Origin of the sequence: Nitrosopumilus sp. b3, from assembly GCF_014078525.1 — an archaeon.
Classification (GTDB): domain Archaea; phylum Thermoproteota; class Nitrososphaeria; order Nitrososphaerales; family Nitrosopumilaceae; genus Nitrosopumilus.
In genome coordinates this window covers 25,576-39,252 of the sequence record NZ_MU078696.1, presented here as the reverse complement: position 1 = coordinate 39,252, position 13,677 = coordinate 25,576, and the positions used below count along the sequence as shown (strand labels likewise).

Genomic DNA, 13,677 nt, shown 5'->3' with positions numbered 1-13,677 from the left:
AATCAAGTGAAAAAATGGAATTTAATGAAGTATATTGTTCAAATTGTAAAAGAGTTCTAGGACAATATAATGTAAAATTCTACAATGATGAAAAAGTAAAAGAGTTATTGAATACAACTCATTCTTCTCATATTAGAAATGGGCATCAAGTAAATATTAGAAAACTTGTAAAAGACTAAACAGATTTAATTTTTTCTACAGCTTCTTCAAGAATTGAAATTCTATGTATTTTATTATCAGAAATATGTTGATTCCAAGGTTGTGAGTACAGTATTACTGTTTTTTTATTTTTAAGGAATTTTTTTGTATTTAATGGTGAATCATCAATAAAAATATCATAATCTAAATCAGCTTTCATAGGACCGTCTATTACAGACACATAATTGTCAAAAAATATTTTATGATGATTTAACCAATTTTTTACAAAAGAATCAGTTGAACGTTCTCTTGCAGTAACAATATCCACGTGGCCAAGTTTCAAAAGATTTTTTGTAACGGAAGATAAGCTCTCTTGAGTTGGAGGTATTGAATTCCAATTTTTCCAGCATGAACTTAATTCTGTGTAGAAATCATATTGATTGATTTGATGTTTCTTCCAAAAATCCCAATCTGTAATATCATTTTTTGAGATTTTAGGCCTAATTTTATTACTAAAATTTAACCAAGGTACTATTACATCAGCAAGTACACCATCAACATCTAAAGCAATTTTCATTTATCTAGTCACTATCTTTTTCAAATTCCTCTAGAAGCTTCTTTTGGTGCTTACTGAGTTTTTTTGGAATATTTACAACAATTCTAACATACTGATCTCCCTTACCTCTAGAATTAATGTGCGTGACTCCTTTTCCCTTTAATTTGATTATAGTATTTGGTTGACTACCAGAATCTACTTTAATTTTTTCATTTCCATGTAAAGTTGGAACGATAATATCACATCCTAATGTAGCTTCAATCATTGAAACATCCTGATCATAAAAAATATCTTTTCCGTCCCTTTTGAATTTTAAGTGAGGTTGAACTCTAACTCTTACTATTAAATCACCATTTGATCCTTCTGGTACCTCATTTCCTTCATTGGGAACTGTGTAATCTCCTGAATCAATTCCAGGTGGAATTTCAAAAGTTATTTTTTTATTACCTTTTCTCTTCCCTTGACCATTACATTCATTGCATGGGGTCTCAATAATAGAACCTTGACCATTACATGTAGAACAAGGTGCAGCAGTTACGAAAGATGCAAAACCCATGTTCCTAGTTTGTCTAACTTGTCCTTGACCATTACATGTAGAACAAGTTTTCTTATTAGTTCCAGGTTTACATCCACTTCCTTTACAATTATCACATTGGACTTGTTTTTGTAAATCAATTTCCATTTTTTTTCCATGTAAAACATCCTCTAATGTTACTGAAGTTTCATAAAGAATATCAGAACCTCTTTGTTGATTAAAACTAAATCCACCTCCACCGCGACCGAATATTGATTCAAAAATAGAATCAAATCCGCCTCCACCGCGACCAAATATATCACTGAAATCTCCACGTGCCCCTTGAAAAATATCTTCACTGGAATATCTTCCATCTACACCTTCATGACCATGCTGATCATAGAGTTGTTTCTTTTCTGGATCGGATAGCACTGCATATGCTTCAGAAATTTCTTTAAAATGTTCGCTGGCGTCAGAGGATTTGTTACGATCAGGATGGAATTTTAGAGCTAGTTTTCGATATTGTTTTTTTATTTCATCTGTAGAAGATGTTTTTGAAACTCCTAAAACCTCATAATAATCACGTTTTGCTGCCATGAATCATACCTGTACAATTATTACCGTATAAATGATTGAATTCGAAAATTAGTTAGTTTTAGTTTCATCGTTTGAAGATGATTCGTTAGTTTGATTGTCAGCACTTTGTTGTCCTTCAGCACCAGCACTTTGTTGTCCTTCAGCACCAGCACTTTGTTGTCCTTCAGCACCAGCACTTTGTTGTCCTTCAGCACCAGCACTTTGTTGTCCTTCAGCACCAGGAGGAGGTGAAGCATTTTTGTATAGTTCTGTAGTTACTTCATTGACCAAAGTTTGCAATACTTCAAGTTTAGGTTTTAGTTCATTTGGTTCTTTATCTAAGACTTCTTTCACTTCTTTAACAGCATCAGTAATTTTAATTCCTTGTTCTTGAGAGATTTTATCTTTTAAATCATGATTGACTAATTTTTCTGTAGTGTAAATGTAACTTTCTGCCTCATTTCTAAGATCAATTTTTTCTTTTTTCTTTTTATCTTCATCAGAGAATTTTTCTGCATCTTCTTTTAATTTTTCAATTTCTTCTTTTGATAATTTCGATGTAGATTCAATGGTAATTTTTGCTTCTTTCTGAGTTCCAAGATCTTTAGCAGTTACATTGATAATTCCGTTTGCATCAATATCAAATTTTACTTCGATTTGAGGAATTCCTCTTGGAGCAGGAGGTAAATCAGTTAGATTAAAGCTTCCTAAGGAAACATTATCAGTTGCCATTGGACGTTCACCTTGAACAACATGAATTGTAACAGCAGTTTGATTATCAGCTGCTGTAGTAAAGACTTTACTTTTAGAAGTTGGAATAGTTGTATTTCTTTCAATCAGTGGTTCCCTTACACCACCTAAAGTTTCAATTCCTAATGTTAGTGGAGTTACATCAAGTAGAACTATATCACTAGTAACATCTCCGGCAATAATTCCTGCCTGAATTGCTGCTCCCATTGCTACAGCTTCCATTGGATCAACTCCTGATTCAGTTTCTTTACCAATAATATCACTTACAAATTTTTTAACTAACGGAATTCTTGTTGGTCCTCCAACCATGACAATTTTATTTATATCAGAGTTGGAAAGTTTTGCATCTTCTAGTGCTTTCAATATTGAAGGCTTACATCGTTCAACGATTGGCCCAATTAACTCATCTAATTTAGCTCTTGTTAATCTAAATTCAAGATTTTTTGCACCTGATGAAGGATCATGTGCAATAAATGGTAAATTGATATCAGTCTCCATAACTGTCGATAACTCAATTTTTGCTTTTTCAGAAGCTTCTCTTATTCTTGTCATTGCAGTTGTATCTTGTGATAAATCCACACCTTCTTTCTTTTTGAATTCATCAACAATGAAATCAATGAGAACTTTATCCATGTCTGTTCCACCCAACTGAGTATCACCGGATGTACTCATTACTTCAAATACACCTCCACCCATTTCCATAATTGTAACATCTAATGTACCACCACCAAAATCAAAAACGAGAATTTTCATGTCTTCTTTTGCTTTATCTAATCCAAATGCGAGAGATGCCGCAGTCGGTTCGTTGATAATTCTGACTACATCAAGACCAGCAATTGTTCCTGCGTCTTTAGTTGCTTGACGTTGATTATCATCAAAATATGCAGGTACTGTGATAACTGCTTTTTCTACTGGTTCACCAATAAAAGCCTCAGCATCTTTTTTGATTTTTTGAAGAATGAATGATGAAATTTGTTGAGGCTTGTATTCTTTGTCTAAAATTTTAAAAGTGTAATCGGTTCCCATTTTTCTTTTGGCAGCAACAATAGTACTATCAGGATTTGTAACTGCTTGTCTTCTTGCAGGCTCACCCACCAAACGTTCTCCATTTTTAGAAAATGCTACGACTGATGGAAATGCTTTTCCACCCACGGTAGAACCTTCAGCGGCAGGAATGATGGTTGGTTTTCCACCCATTACCACTGCAGCAGCAGAGTTACTTGTTCCTAAATCAATACCAATTATTTTTGCCATCTTTTATCATCCTTTTTTTGAAATTTCTACTAGTGTCGGTCTTATAACTCTCTCATGAGAAATATATCCTTTCCTGATCTCCTTTGTAATTGTATTATCATCCAAGTCAGGATCAGTAATAATAGAAATTGCTTCATGGTAATTTGGATTAAAAATTTCTCCTAGAGATTCAATAGGAATTACATGATATTTTTTTAATAGTGAATCCATGTTTTTTAAAATGGACTCTAATCCATCGGAATTTATTTTATTGTCAGACAACACTTCCTTTGCGCGAATAAAATCATCATATATTTTTAGAAAATCCAGTATGAATTCATCCACTTTTGTATTAACACCTTTTTCTATATCAGATTGTATTTTTTTGTTTTGATTTTGAAAGTCTGCCAATATGTGTTTTAATTTTTCTTCATATTCAGATACTTTTGTTTTTTCTTCATCTAGTAATTTTGTTAGTTCTTCAACAGTTTTTGTATTTGATTCTTCTGATGAATTTTCAGAATCTGATTGTTTTTCAGATATTACGTTTATTGGTATTTCATCAGAATTATTTTCACTTGACAATTCAAACAAAATAATTTTTTAGCTAATTTATACTATTATTGAATTGTTTCGCATAAGGGATTAGCTTTGACAATTATTAATTCAGAGCCTTGTTTGGTTTTTTCAATAATATCATAATCATTTTTTGAGCAAGCTACAACAATTGTGGTTTTATCACTATGAAATAAATCAAAATTAGGATCTTCATAGGCTTCAACATCACCAATATAATCACGCAGTCTAGATGTCAAATTTTGAAGCATTTCGATTTTATCACCGCGCATTGCATGTTGATCAAGAGTCCATGACAATGCAATTTTTGTTCTGCTTGCTTTGAGATCATTTTTCTTTAATGTAGACCTGATTTCATCAATTAATCGTTTGATATAGCCATCAATACCCTTTACACTTCCATTAATTAGATACATCAGGGAATTTGCACCTTCAAATGAAGAACCCAAGGATTTCAGATCAAAAAGACCGCTGACCATATTATCAAGGAATATCTCCTGAAAATCATCTGAAGAAAGATCATTTTTAGTTACATCGTCTTGAGCATATTTACAAACTTCCAAAACACTACACAAACTAGAAAATCTAGATAGGATATTGATAGCATGAAAATGTTCTGAAGATGAAATAGCCACAAATTTTTTCTCTTTTTTGCCTAGAGTAAGTAAATCATGAAGTATAGGATCTTTCTTTCCATTAAATGAACCAATGATTTTTGGTTGTTGGTTTAGATCTTCTAACGGATAATAAAAGTAAGAAATATGTTTTCCAGCCTCAAGACCGGTAACATGTTCAAGTAATGAGATATTTTCATTATTACCACCAAATCCTGTTGGAAGTGTAAAAACAACGGAGCTGTTTTTCTTTAGTGAAGTAACTGCATCCTTGAATTTTGAATGGATTTCAGTTTTGATATCTTGTCCAGTTTTTCTAATTCTTGGTGTAAAGAAAAGATATTGAGCTTTAGAAATGGCTACATCAATTGGCTCCATGGCCAAAAGAGGTTCATCTTCTTTTAGAGAAGATACGTTAGGGTATGTTTTAGCTATTTCTGCTTTGAGAGAAATTGCTGATGGAGTGGATTCATCTATTATGTAAACATCTGCACCTTTGATTGCCATTTGTGATGCAATTGCATAACCTTCCGTACTGAGACCATAAACTACAACTTTTGCTCCCCCCATACATTTACACTAATAATGGACTAAGAAAAACTTATTGAACTAACTAGAATTATGAAAATAACTTGAAAATATGGATAGATATTCTAACTCCTAAACAATTATTGTTTTCTGAACCAATAATTGAAAAATTAGGAAAAAAACATAAAATTTTGTGTACATCAAGAGACTATAATGAAGTCTCAAAATTAGCAAAAATACGTGATTTTGACCTAATTTTTGTTGGAAAACATGGTGGGGGGGATAAAAAAAGCAAGCTTCAAGCCAGTATTATCAGAATGGAGAAACTATCCAAAATAATTGAGAAATTTTCGCCAGAAATGGCAATTAGTTTTTGTTCTCCGGAAGCTGCCAGAATTTCATTTGGATTGGGAATTAGGCACATAGCATTTTGTGATTCACCACAAGCTTCTGCTGTAATGCGATTAACATTACCATTAATTCAAAAATTATTGATTCCGAATGTAATACCAAAAAATGAATTTTCAAAATATGGAATTGACAAAAAAAATATAATTCCATACAATGCTATAGATGCATTTGTAACTATCAAAAGAAAAATTAATCAAAAAAAATCATTACCATTTAAGAAAAATAATAGGAAAAATATTTTGATTAGAATAGAAGAAGAAGAAGCATCATATGCTTCAAAATCAAGTAAAATAATTCCAATTATCAAACGAATTGTAAATGAGCATAACAATGAGAATGTTGTAATTTTGGGCAGATATACAAAACAAATAAAAAATATTCAAAATGTAATTGGTAAAAAGGCTAAAGTTGTAAAAATGACATTTGATGGAAAACACCTCCTAAAAAATACGGATATTTTTATAGGTTCAGGGGGAACCATGACAGCTGAATCAGCATTAATGGGAATTCCAACAATATCATATAATGCAGTTCCAAATATAATCGAAGATTTTTTGGTGAAGAAATATTTGATTAAAAGAGAAACAAATCCAATTAAAATTTCTAGATATATTAACAATATTTTTCAATCATCTCACAGTAAAAATCAAAAAAGAGCAAAAAAAATAGTTGAGCAAATGGAAAATCCCATTGAAAAACTAATTAAAATTATCAATCAATAATTTGAGTCAATTTTAAGTCTCAAATTCAGATAAAAAGTTCATTAAGGGAATGAGAGTGCTCGATTTAGCAGCCCGGTAGTGTAGCGGTCAAGCATAGAGGCCTTTGAAGCCTTTGACCCCAGTTCGAGTCTGGGCCGGGCTACTTTTTTTGTAAAATATGATTTCGTAACAAGAATATATCACAGATAGTTTTTTTGGAATTAGGCTTAATGACTGACATAATTTTAGGAATGGGTGAAGTAGGAGAAACATTATTTCACCTTCTAGAAGAAAAAAATTTTGATAGTGTAGGTATTGATTTAGATATTTCAAAATGTAAGAATTATTCAGATAGTAAACAAATTGAAAATCCTGAATATCTTCATATTTGCTTGCCAGGAGAATTACCAGAATTTGTAGATATTACAGTAAATTGGATCAATAAGATTGATGGAATTAAAGCTGTTCTAGTACATTCAACTGTGAAACCTGGAACCACAAAAATCATTCAGAAGAAATCTCAAGTCTTAGTTTTATATTCACCAGTTCGTGGGGTACATCGAAGATTTTTAGACGATATTAAAAAATATACAAAATTTGTTTCTTCAGATGAAAAAAATATAGATCCTAAAATTAAAAACGATTTAGTAAATAGATTTGAAAAAATTGATTGGATGTCTACAACAAAAACTGCAGAATTAGCAAAGATTTTGGTGGATACAACATACTATGGATGGTTGATCAATTATGCACAAATAACAAAAATGATTTGTGAAAAAGAAGGTGTTGATTTTGATGAGATGTGGAAATTTGCAGATGAAATTCATCAAAATTTAGGTAATAGACCTAAAATGTATCCGGGGATCATTGGAGGGCACTGTGTAATCCCCAATCTAAATTTAATAGACTATGAAAATTTAGATATGATTAAAAAAATTAATGAAATGTATGAACAATTTAAAAAATAATTTAAATTCTAAAAATCTAATTTAGTTAAGAGTCTAGATGCAATTACAAATAATACTGAAGCAATCGCAACAAGAACTATCATTTCAATTATTACAAATTCAGTAACAGTCCCAAATATTCCTGCTCTGATTACATCAACAAGATACGTTAATGGGTTTAGATAAAATGCTGTTCGTAATGGTTCAGGGGCACCACCTGCTGGATAAAATGCTGTACTAACAAAGGCAAAGAAAAGAAAAACAGTGTTAATTATTACATTAAATCCTTCACTTGATCGTAATCTAGTAGAAATAATTGAGGCTAACGAACCAAAAAGTACTGAGCCTGTAATTGCTCCAAAAACGATTATTGGGATTGTTACTAGAGAAAATTCTACGGATTCAAAAAATACAGGATATCCAACTACTGCTATTAATGATGCACTAACTAATCCAATAATTCCTATTGTACAAATATTGCTAAGAATATAATGACTTCTAGTAAATGGGCCGGACATAATTTGCTCAAACATTCCATGTTTTCTATCATTCCAAATTATGATACCAGAAATTAGTGTACTATTCATAATATTAAATCCAATCATTCCTGAAGCTAAAAATGCAGGATAGTCAAGATCTTTGTTTCCAAACGGAACTGCGCTGATTAATGGTGCATAAGCAAATCCTGCTACAAAAATATAGATTAACGGGAAAATAACCTGCCAAATTAAAAATCCAGGATTAAGAGAAATTGTTAGATTTCTATTAACTAATCTAATTATCGGATGCATTTTCTCTCACCATGTTTAAAAAGATCTCTTCAAGATTTGTTGGTACTGCAGATAGATCTTCTATCTCAATTTTATTTTCATTAAGTATTTTCAAAACTTGCAGTAGGACTAATTCTGATTGTTCTGAGCGAATAACAATATTGGTTCCAGTTTCAAAATCAATTTTACAATCTGAGATTTTAGATAAAAGAGAAGGGATGTCTGATTGTTTTTCTAACAAATGAATTTTAATGGTTTTTTCCTTTCCAAATCTATTTTTTAAGGCATCAGGAGAATCTACGGTTACAATCTTACCTTTATCAATAATAGCGATTTGGTCACAAAGGTATTCTGCCTCAGATAAAATATGGGTAGTATAAAAAATTGTTAATCCTGTTTTAACTTTATTTTTTAAATAATCTAACAATTTTCTTCTTGCACTAGGATCTAACCCAACAGTAGGTTCATCTAAAAACAATAATTCCATATCATGCATGAATTCTCGTGCAACTTGTACTCTTCTTCTTTGACCTATAGAAAGATCCTCATTTCTTTTTTTACGAATTTCAACAAGATCAAAGTCTTTCAATAGTTGCTCCATTCTTTTTTTGCACTCAGTTTTTGGAACATTCCACATCATGCCATATTTATCAAGAGATTTTTCAACGGATAGTGTAGGCTCATAGCTTGGTTGCTGTAAAACAACTCCTATTTTATGACGAATTTTAAGGGGATAAGCTACAGCATCAATACCTAAAATTGATAGAGTTCCACTTGAAGGGGGAATTAGAGTGGTAAGAAGTTTGATCGTAGTGGATTTTCCAGCACCGTTAGGACCTAAAAATCCAAATACTTGCCCTGATTTTACAGATAATTCAAGATCATGCACAGCATCAATTGAACCATATGATTTAGACAAATGCTTTACATCAATGCAAGACATAGCAAAACTGCGATCTTCCTATTAATTTAGTTAATGAGATTAATCATGATCTTTCTTAAGAAAACTGAATTATCTAAGAAAAATCATGAAGAATTTTGATTAAAAGAAGTTTTTTAGAATTTCATCATTAAAAAAAGAAGTTAAAAGCGATCATTCTTCTCATCTAAAAAAATTAGAAACTAATGAAATTTTTATTAATACATCCAGTTTACAGAAAATGAATTGTCAGAGATAGAAAATTTGATGAATAAATTACTTGAGCAGAAACCTGAACTAACAAAAGAAGACATAGAGGAACAAATTAAAATTAAAAAAGAAAAAATTGGTGCCGGATATCTTACAGATCAAGGCGCAATGTTTTTGATTGCTTCTGATTATGGTGTTACATTATCTGAGCCACTAAAAGTTGAAATGGGTTTAAAAGATCTTTATGCAGGGGCAAAAGAAATTTCTTTAGAAACTAGAGTTTTGAATCTTTCACCAGCAAAACAGTTTTCAAGAAAAGATGGTTCGCCATTTTATCTTAGAACAATGACAGTATACGATGAAAACTCTACTGCTAGTGTAAAATTATGGGATGAAAAAGCAAATTTACCAGGAATAGAAAATCTAAAACCCGGAGATTTAATTAAAATCATTAAAGCATATGTAAAATCAGATCTTGATGGTTCACCAACAATAAACATTGGATCTGGTTCAAATATTGAAACTGCAGATAGACAAAGTGAAATTCCAACTATCGATACTATTACAAAAGATATTAGCGGGTTACAAGAGGGTCAAAAAGATCTTGTAATTTCAGGAATGATTGATGGTGTTATTAGTGGAATGGAATTTACTAACTCTCGAGGTATGCCTGGAAAAGCACTTAGAATGAGACTCAAAGATAAAGACGGAAATGGAATCAGAGTAGTACTATGGGGTAAAGATGAATCATCTATTCCTAACATGATATCACAATCTGCAAAAGTTAGATTGCTAGGAGTCAGAGTCAAATCTGGAAATCAAGGATTAGAAATTCATGGAAATGATGCAACAATTATTGAAATTGAAGGAGGGAAAGAAGCAGAACCTGTTATTGCAAGAGTTCTTTCTATATCACCAACAGAGAAAGGAAATAATATGATTTTAGCAGTAGATAACAAGAAGAACCTGTACAATATTAGTGATTTTTCAAATTCAACCAGTATTTGTGTGGAAGGTGATGTAATTGAGTGCATGCCATCAAAAGTATATGGAAATTCAATTACACTTGATGATAATTCATTTGTAAGAAAAATAGATAATGATGAATCTATTCCATCATTATCTCAAATTAGAACAAAAATCAATGATGTCAAAGTAGATGGAAGTTATTGTATTGAAGCAATTATCTTAAAAGTTCCTGAAAGACGTGAAGTACAAACAAAATCTGGCGAATCAATATCACTTTCAGAAATGTTTGTAGAAGATGATACAGGTCAAATTTGGGTTAAAGGATGGAGAAATCAAGCAAGACTAATCGACAAATGTGAATTAGGTGAAATTGTTTCAATAACGGGATTAAATGCAAAGGCAGGATTAGAAGGTAGAATTGAATTGTTTATTTCTGCATTTTCTAAAATTACTAAGAAAAATTAAGAATCCCAAAATCCTCTGGTTACAACATATTGTCTTTCTGCCTCATAGATTTGTTTTAATAGATGTTCTTCATCAACCATGTTTCGTAAAATTCGTGCTGCAGTGTCAGCACCAACACCATATCCAGACATTACAATGATGGCTGTTTTACCAAAATTCTCCACCAAGGATGATACTTTCCAGGCACGATCAAACTTGTGTTTTTCATCAGCTGATAGCTTTTTTCCTTCATGTTTCTTTCTGATAATTTTTGGGAGATCATAATCAGAATGATAGGTAGCAGTAATTTGTCTTCCCTTACAATAAGGGCAGATTAAGATATTTTTAACTTCGTGAGTTTCAACTAATCGTTCCCATTTGCCACATCTAGCACAAATTAGACGATGTTTTGTTTTCTGAAGTCGAGCTTTGACAAGATCAAGAATTCCTTTATCAAGATTGGCAGGAGATGAGTAATATTTTGTCGTATGATCTAAAATAGGTTCTGCTAATTTTGAAAATTGATCTACTTCCAACCATTTTATATGGATTTGATCCTCACGGATTTTTTTCAATATGCTATCAGAATTTTTAAGATCATATTTGTCATGAAATAATTCACGAAGTGCTTCACGTACAAGTGCAGTTTTGGAGTATCGTTCATACAAAAACCTAGCTGATTTTCTTTCGTAAATAGCTCCACGCCCAACAATTCCAAATTTTTTAGCAACACACCATGTTCTCCAATTTACATTATGGGTTCCTGTTAGTGAAGCACTAATAATTGAATGTAGATCATAGTTATCTTTAATGACTTCAGTGAAAAGTTTTTCTGAAATACGTGATCTAGAAGATAAAACAATTCTATAACCATCAGAACGTGAATCAACTACTGAACCTAGTAGTGATGAAAGAAATGAAGAAAGTAATGTGGAAATTGTAGAATTAATTTTAGTTCCAAAACACGAATGAATTACAATTGAACCTTGAGATCTATTTGATTCAATTATGATATTTTTTTCATCAGGTATTATATCAAAATTTAATTTTTCAATTAGTTTATTGTTCAAAATTAGTGAACCATGCTTTACTCTACTACGAAAGTTTCCTACTTTTCTTGCAGTTTTATAGTCAATGGGAATACTTTCACCCTCCCAATAAGGGACAGTAATTCCACCTCCTCTAAATGGCTCAACATTTACAGTGAAAGATTTTTCATCGACATTTAATATTCGCCATTGTGAACCTTTTAGTACAAAAATATTTCCAGAATCCCCAAAATCGCCTACAAATCTTTGATCTAGTGAACCAATAATTTTTTTACCTACACTATCAAAAACTTTGAATTTCAGAATATCTGGAATTGTTGAAAGATTCTCAAAATAATATTTGAATGAACGGCCTTTCTTCCAAAAAGTCATTTTTGTTCTATCAAAGAATATTAGGTAATTAGAATCCAGTAAATCTAGGACATCTACAAGATCTTTGACTTGTAAATTCCTAAACGGGTATGCTTTAGTAACCAAATCAAAAGCTTGCTCAACTGAAATTTCACCACTTTGCATTGCAAATCCAACCAAATGATGCGCCAAGACATCTAAAGAACCATCATGAATTTTTTGTTCTTCAATTGAGCCCTCCTGAATACGATCAAGTATTGCTTGAGCTTCAAATTCATCATCAGGATTATTTGTTATAATTAACCCCTTAGCTGATGCATCACGATTATGTCTACTTCTTCCTATTCTTTGTACAAATTTTGATACTTGTCTAGGTGAACCATAATGAATTACTAATTCAATAGAGCCAATATCTAAGCCTAATTCCAATGATGAGGTGCATACAACAATACCTCGTCTTCCATCACGTAAAGATGATTCAGTTTCTTCCCTTACTTCCTTTGAGAGGGAACCATGATGTAATTCAATAGGAATGGATGATTTATCTTTCAAAATTGAGGCTAGAAATTCTGCTTCTCCTCTCGTATTAGTAAATAGAAGTACAGGAGAATCTAATTTTAATTCTAAAACATAATCGATTATTTTTTCAGCAACATCAGAAATTGTGCCTTGCACAAATTTTATTTCTACATCATATTTTCTTACTGATGTATCTCTGATTATCTCACATTTTCTTTTAGTCCCAACAACGAATTTTCCTGCCTCTTCAAAATTTCCTACTGTAGCAGACAATCCTATTTTGGTGAGTGGAAATTTGGAATTGAATTCTAATCTTTCAATACTTAATGAGAGTTGAGAACCTCTTTCACTAGAGAGTAATTCATGAACTTCATCAATTATTATCCATTCTAAATCAGATAATGCATTAAGCATTTTAATTTGTGTCAAAAGTATAACTAGAGTTTCAGGGGTTGTAATTAGAATATCTGGAGGATTTTCATTAATTTTTTTCCTATCTTTTTGAGTTGTATCTCCATGTCTGATTTCAATTGATAATTCATTTTGTTGGGCGTATTTTGTGATTCTTCTAAATACATCACGGTTTAATGCACGTAGAGGAGTTATGTAGAGAGCTTTGATTTTTCCCTGTTTTTTAGATTTTTTCATAATTGAAAAAATGGGAATCACAGAACACTCTGTTTTTCCTGAACCCGTTGGAGCTATTACTAAACAATCTTTTTTTTGTAAAATAAATGGTGACGCTTTTTTCTGAATTTCAGTTAGTTTAGAAAATCCAAATTTTTTAAATAAAGATTCAAGAATCTGATTCGTCTGTTGTGTTTCTTTGTGATCTCGCATAAACAATAACACCAATCAATCCAAGTGTAAATAATACAACAGTGATTATTGGAATTGAATCA

The 13,677-nt window shown here is 31.5% G+C and carries 12 protein-coding genes and 1 tRNA gene; 5 read left to right on the top strand and 8 right to left on the bottom strand.

Translation table 11 applies throughout. The features are described 5' to 3' along the window. The first annotated feature begins 14 nt into the window (after positions 1 to 14). Positions 15 to 179 (top strand): hypothetical protein, encoded by a 165-nt coding sequence (locus C6990_RS06305; RefSeq protein WP_182129574.1) that lies wholly within the window; start codon positions 15 to 17, stop codon positions 177 to 179. Here C6990_RS06305 and C6990_RS06300 read toward each other — a convergent pair. The 5 genes from C6990_RS06300 to C6990_RS06280 are packed head-to-tail and all read right to left on the bottom strand — an operon-like array spanning position 176 to position 5,527. Then, on the bottom strand, positions 176 to 715 hold the full coding sequence (locus C6990_RS06300) for a 5' nucleotidase, NT5C type (protein WP_182129572.1): 540 nt from the start codon (positions 713 to 715) through the stop codon (positions 176 to 178). The genes C6990_RS06305 and C6990_RS06300 overlap by 4 nt on opposite strands. 4 nt (positions 716 to 719) lie before the next feature. Beyond that, positions 720 to 1,805, bottom strand: a complete 1,086-nt coding sequence (gene dnaJ / locus C6990_RS06295; protein WP_182129570.1) for a molecular chaperone DnaJ — start codon at positions 1,803 to 1,805, stop codon at positions 720 to 722. Positions 1,806 to 1,853: 48 nt separating this feature from the next. Next, a complete protein-coding gene (gene dnaK, locus C6990_RS06290; protein WP_182129568.1) occupies positions 1,854 to 3,788 on the bottom strand; it encodes a molecular chaperone DnaK in 1,935 nt (644 codons plus the stop codon). 6 nt (positions 3,789 to 3,794) lie between these two features. After that, on the bottom strand, positions 3,795 to 4,352 hold the full coding sequence (locus C6990_RS06285) for a nucleotide exchange factor GrpE (protein WP_182129566.1): 558 nt from the start codon (positions 4,350 to 4,352) through the stop codon (positions 3,795 to 3,797). Between the two features lie 35 nt (positions 4,353 to 4,387). Then, positions 4,388 to 5,527 carry a hypothetical protein gene (locus C6990_RS06280; protein WP_182129564.1) on the bottom strand — a complete coding sequence of 380 codons (1,140 nt, stop codon included), beginning with the start codon at positions 5,525 to 5,527 and terminating at the stop codon, positions 4,388 to 4,390. Between the two features lie 62 nt (positions 5,528 to 5,589). Here C6990_RS06280 and C6990_RS06275 point away from each other — a divergent pair, with 62 nt between their 5' ends. The 3 genes from C6990_RS06275 to C6990_RS06265 all read left to right on the top strand — a co-directional run bounded on the left by C6990_RS06275 (position 5,590) and on the right by C6990_RS06265 (position 7,565). After that, positions 5,590 to 6,618 carry a DUF354 domain-containing protein gene (locus C6990_RS06275; protein WP_182129562.1) on the top strand — a complete coding sequence of 343 codons (1,029 nt, stop codon included), beginning with the start codon at positions 5,590 to 5,592 and terminating at the stop codon, positions 6,616 to 6,618. 69 nt (positions 6,619 to 6,687) lie between these two features. Further along, positions 6,688 to 6,760: transfer RNA gene (locus C6990_RS06270), tRNA-Gln, on the top strand. A 67-nt stretch (positions 6,761 to 6,827) separates the two neighbouring features. Then, positions 6,828 to 7,565 (top strand): nucleotide sugar dehydrogenase, encoded by a 738-nt coding sequence (locus C6990_RS06265; protein WP_182130615.1) that lies wholly within the window; start codon positions 6,828 to 6,830, stop codon positions 7,563 to 7,565. A gap of 8 nt (positions 7,566 to 7,573) precedes the next feature. Here C6990_RS06265 and C6990_RS06260 read toward each other — a convergent pair whose 3' ends face one another. Together C6990_RS06260 and C6990_RS06255 are read right to left on the bottom strand one after the other, a co-directional pair. Continuing rightward, positions 7,574 to 8,335 carry an ABC transporter permease gene (locus C6990_RS06260; protein ID WP_182129560.1) on the bottom strand — a complete coding sequence of 254 codons (762 nt, stop codon included), beginning with the start codon at positions 8,333 to 8,335 and terminating at the stop codon, positions 7,574 to 7,576. Then, a complete protein-coding gene (locus tag C6990_RS06255; protein WP_182129558.1) occupies positions 8,319 to 9,257 on the bottom strand; it encodes an ABC transporter ATP-binding protein in 939 nt (312 codons plus the stop codon). The genes C6990_RS06260 and C6990_RS06255 overlap by 17 nt, the downstream gene beginning before the upstream one ends. Positions 9,258 to 9,479: 222 nt before the next feature. Between C6990_RS06255 and C6990_RS06250 the strand changes: the two genes are divergently transcribed. Then, positions 9,480 to 10,877 carry a single-stranded DNA-binding protein gene (locus C6990_RS06250; RefSeq protein WP_182129556.1) on the top strand — a complete coding sequence of 466 codons (1,398 nt, stop codon included), beginning with the start codon at positions 9,480 to 9,482 and terminating at the stop codon, positions 10,875 to 10,877. On the opposite strand, the gene C6990_RS06245 is transcribed toward C6990_RS06250, so the two are convergent. Then, complete coding sequence (locus tag C6990_RS06245; RefSeq protein ID WP_182129554.1) at positions 10,874 to 13,615, bottom strand: DEAD/DEAH box helicase; 2,742 nt, start codon at positions 13,613 to 13,615, stop codon at positions 10,874 to 10,876. The two genes, C6990_RS06250 and C6990_RS06245, sit on opposite strands and share 4 nt — an antisense overlap. Between the last annotated feature and the right edge of the window lie 62 nt (positions 13,616 to 13,677).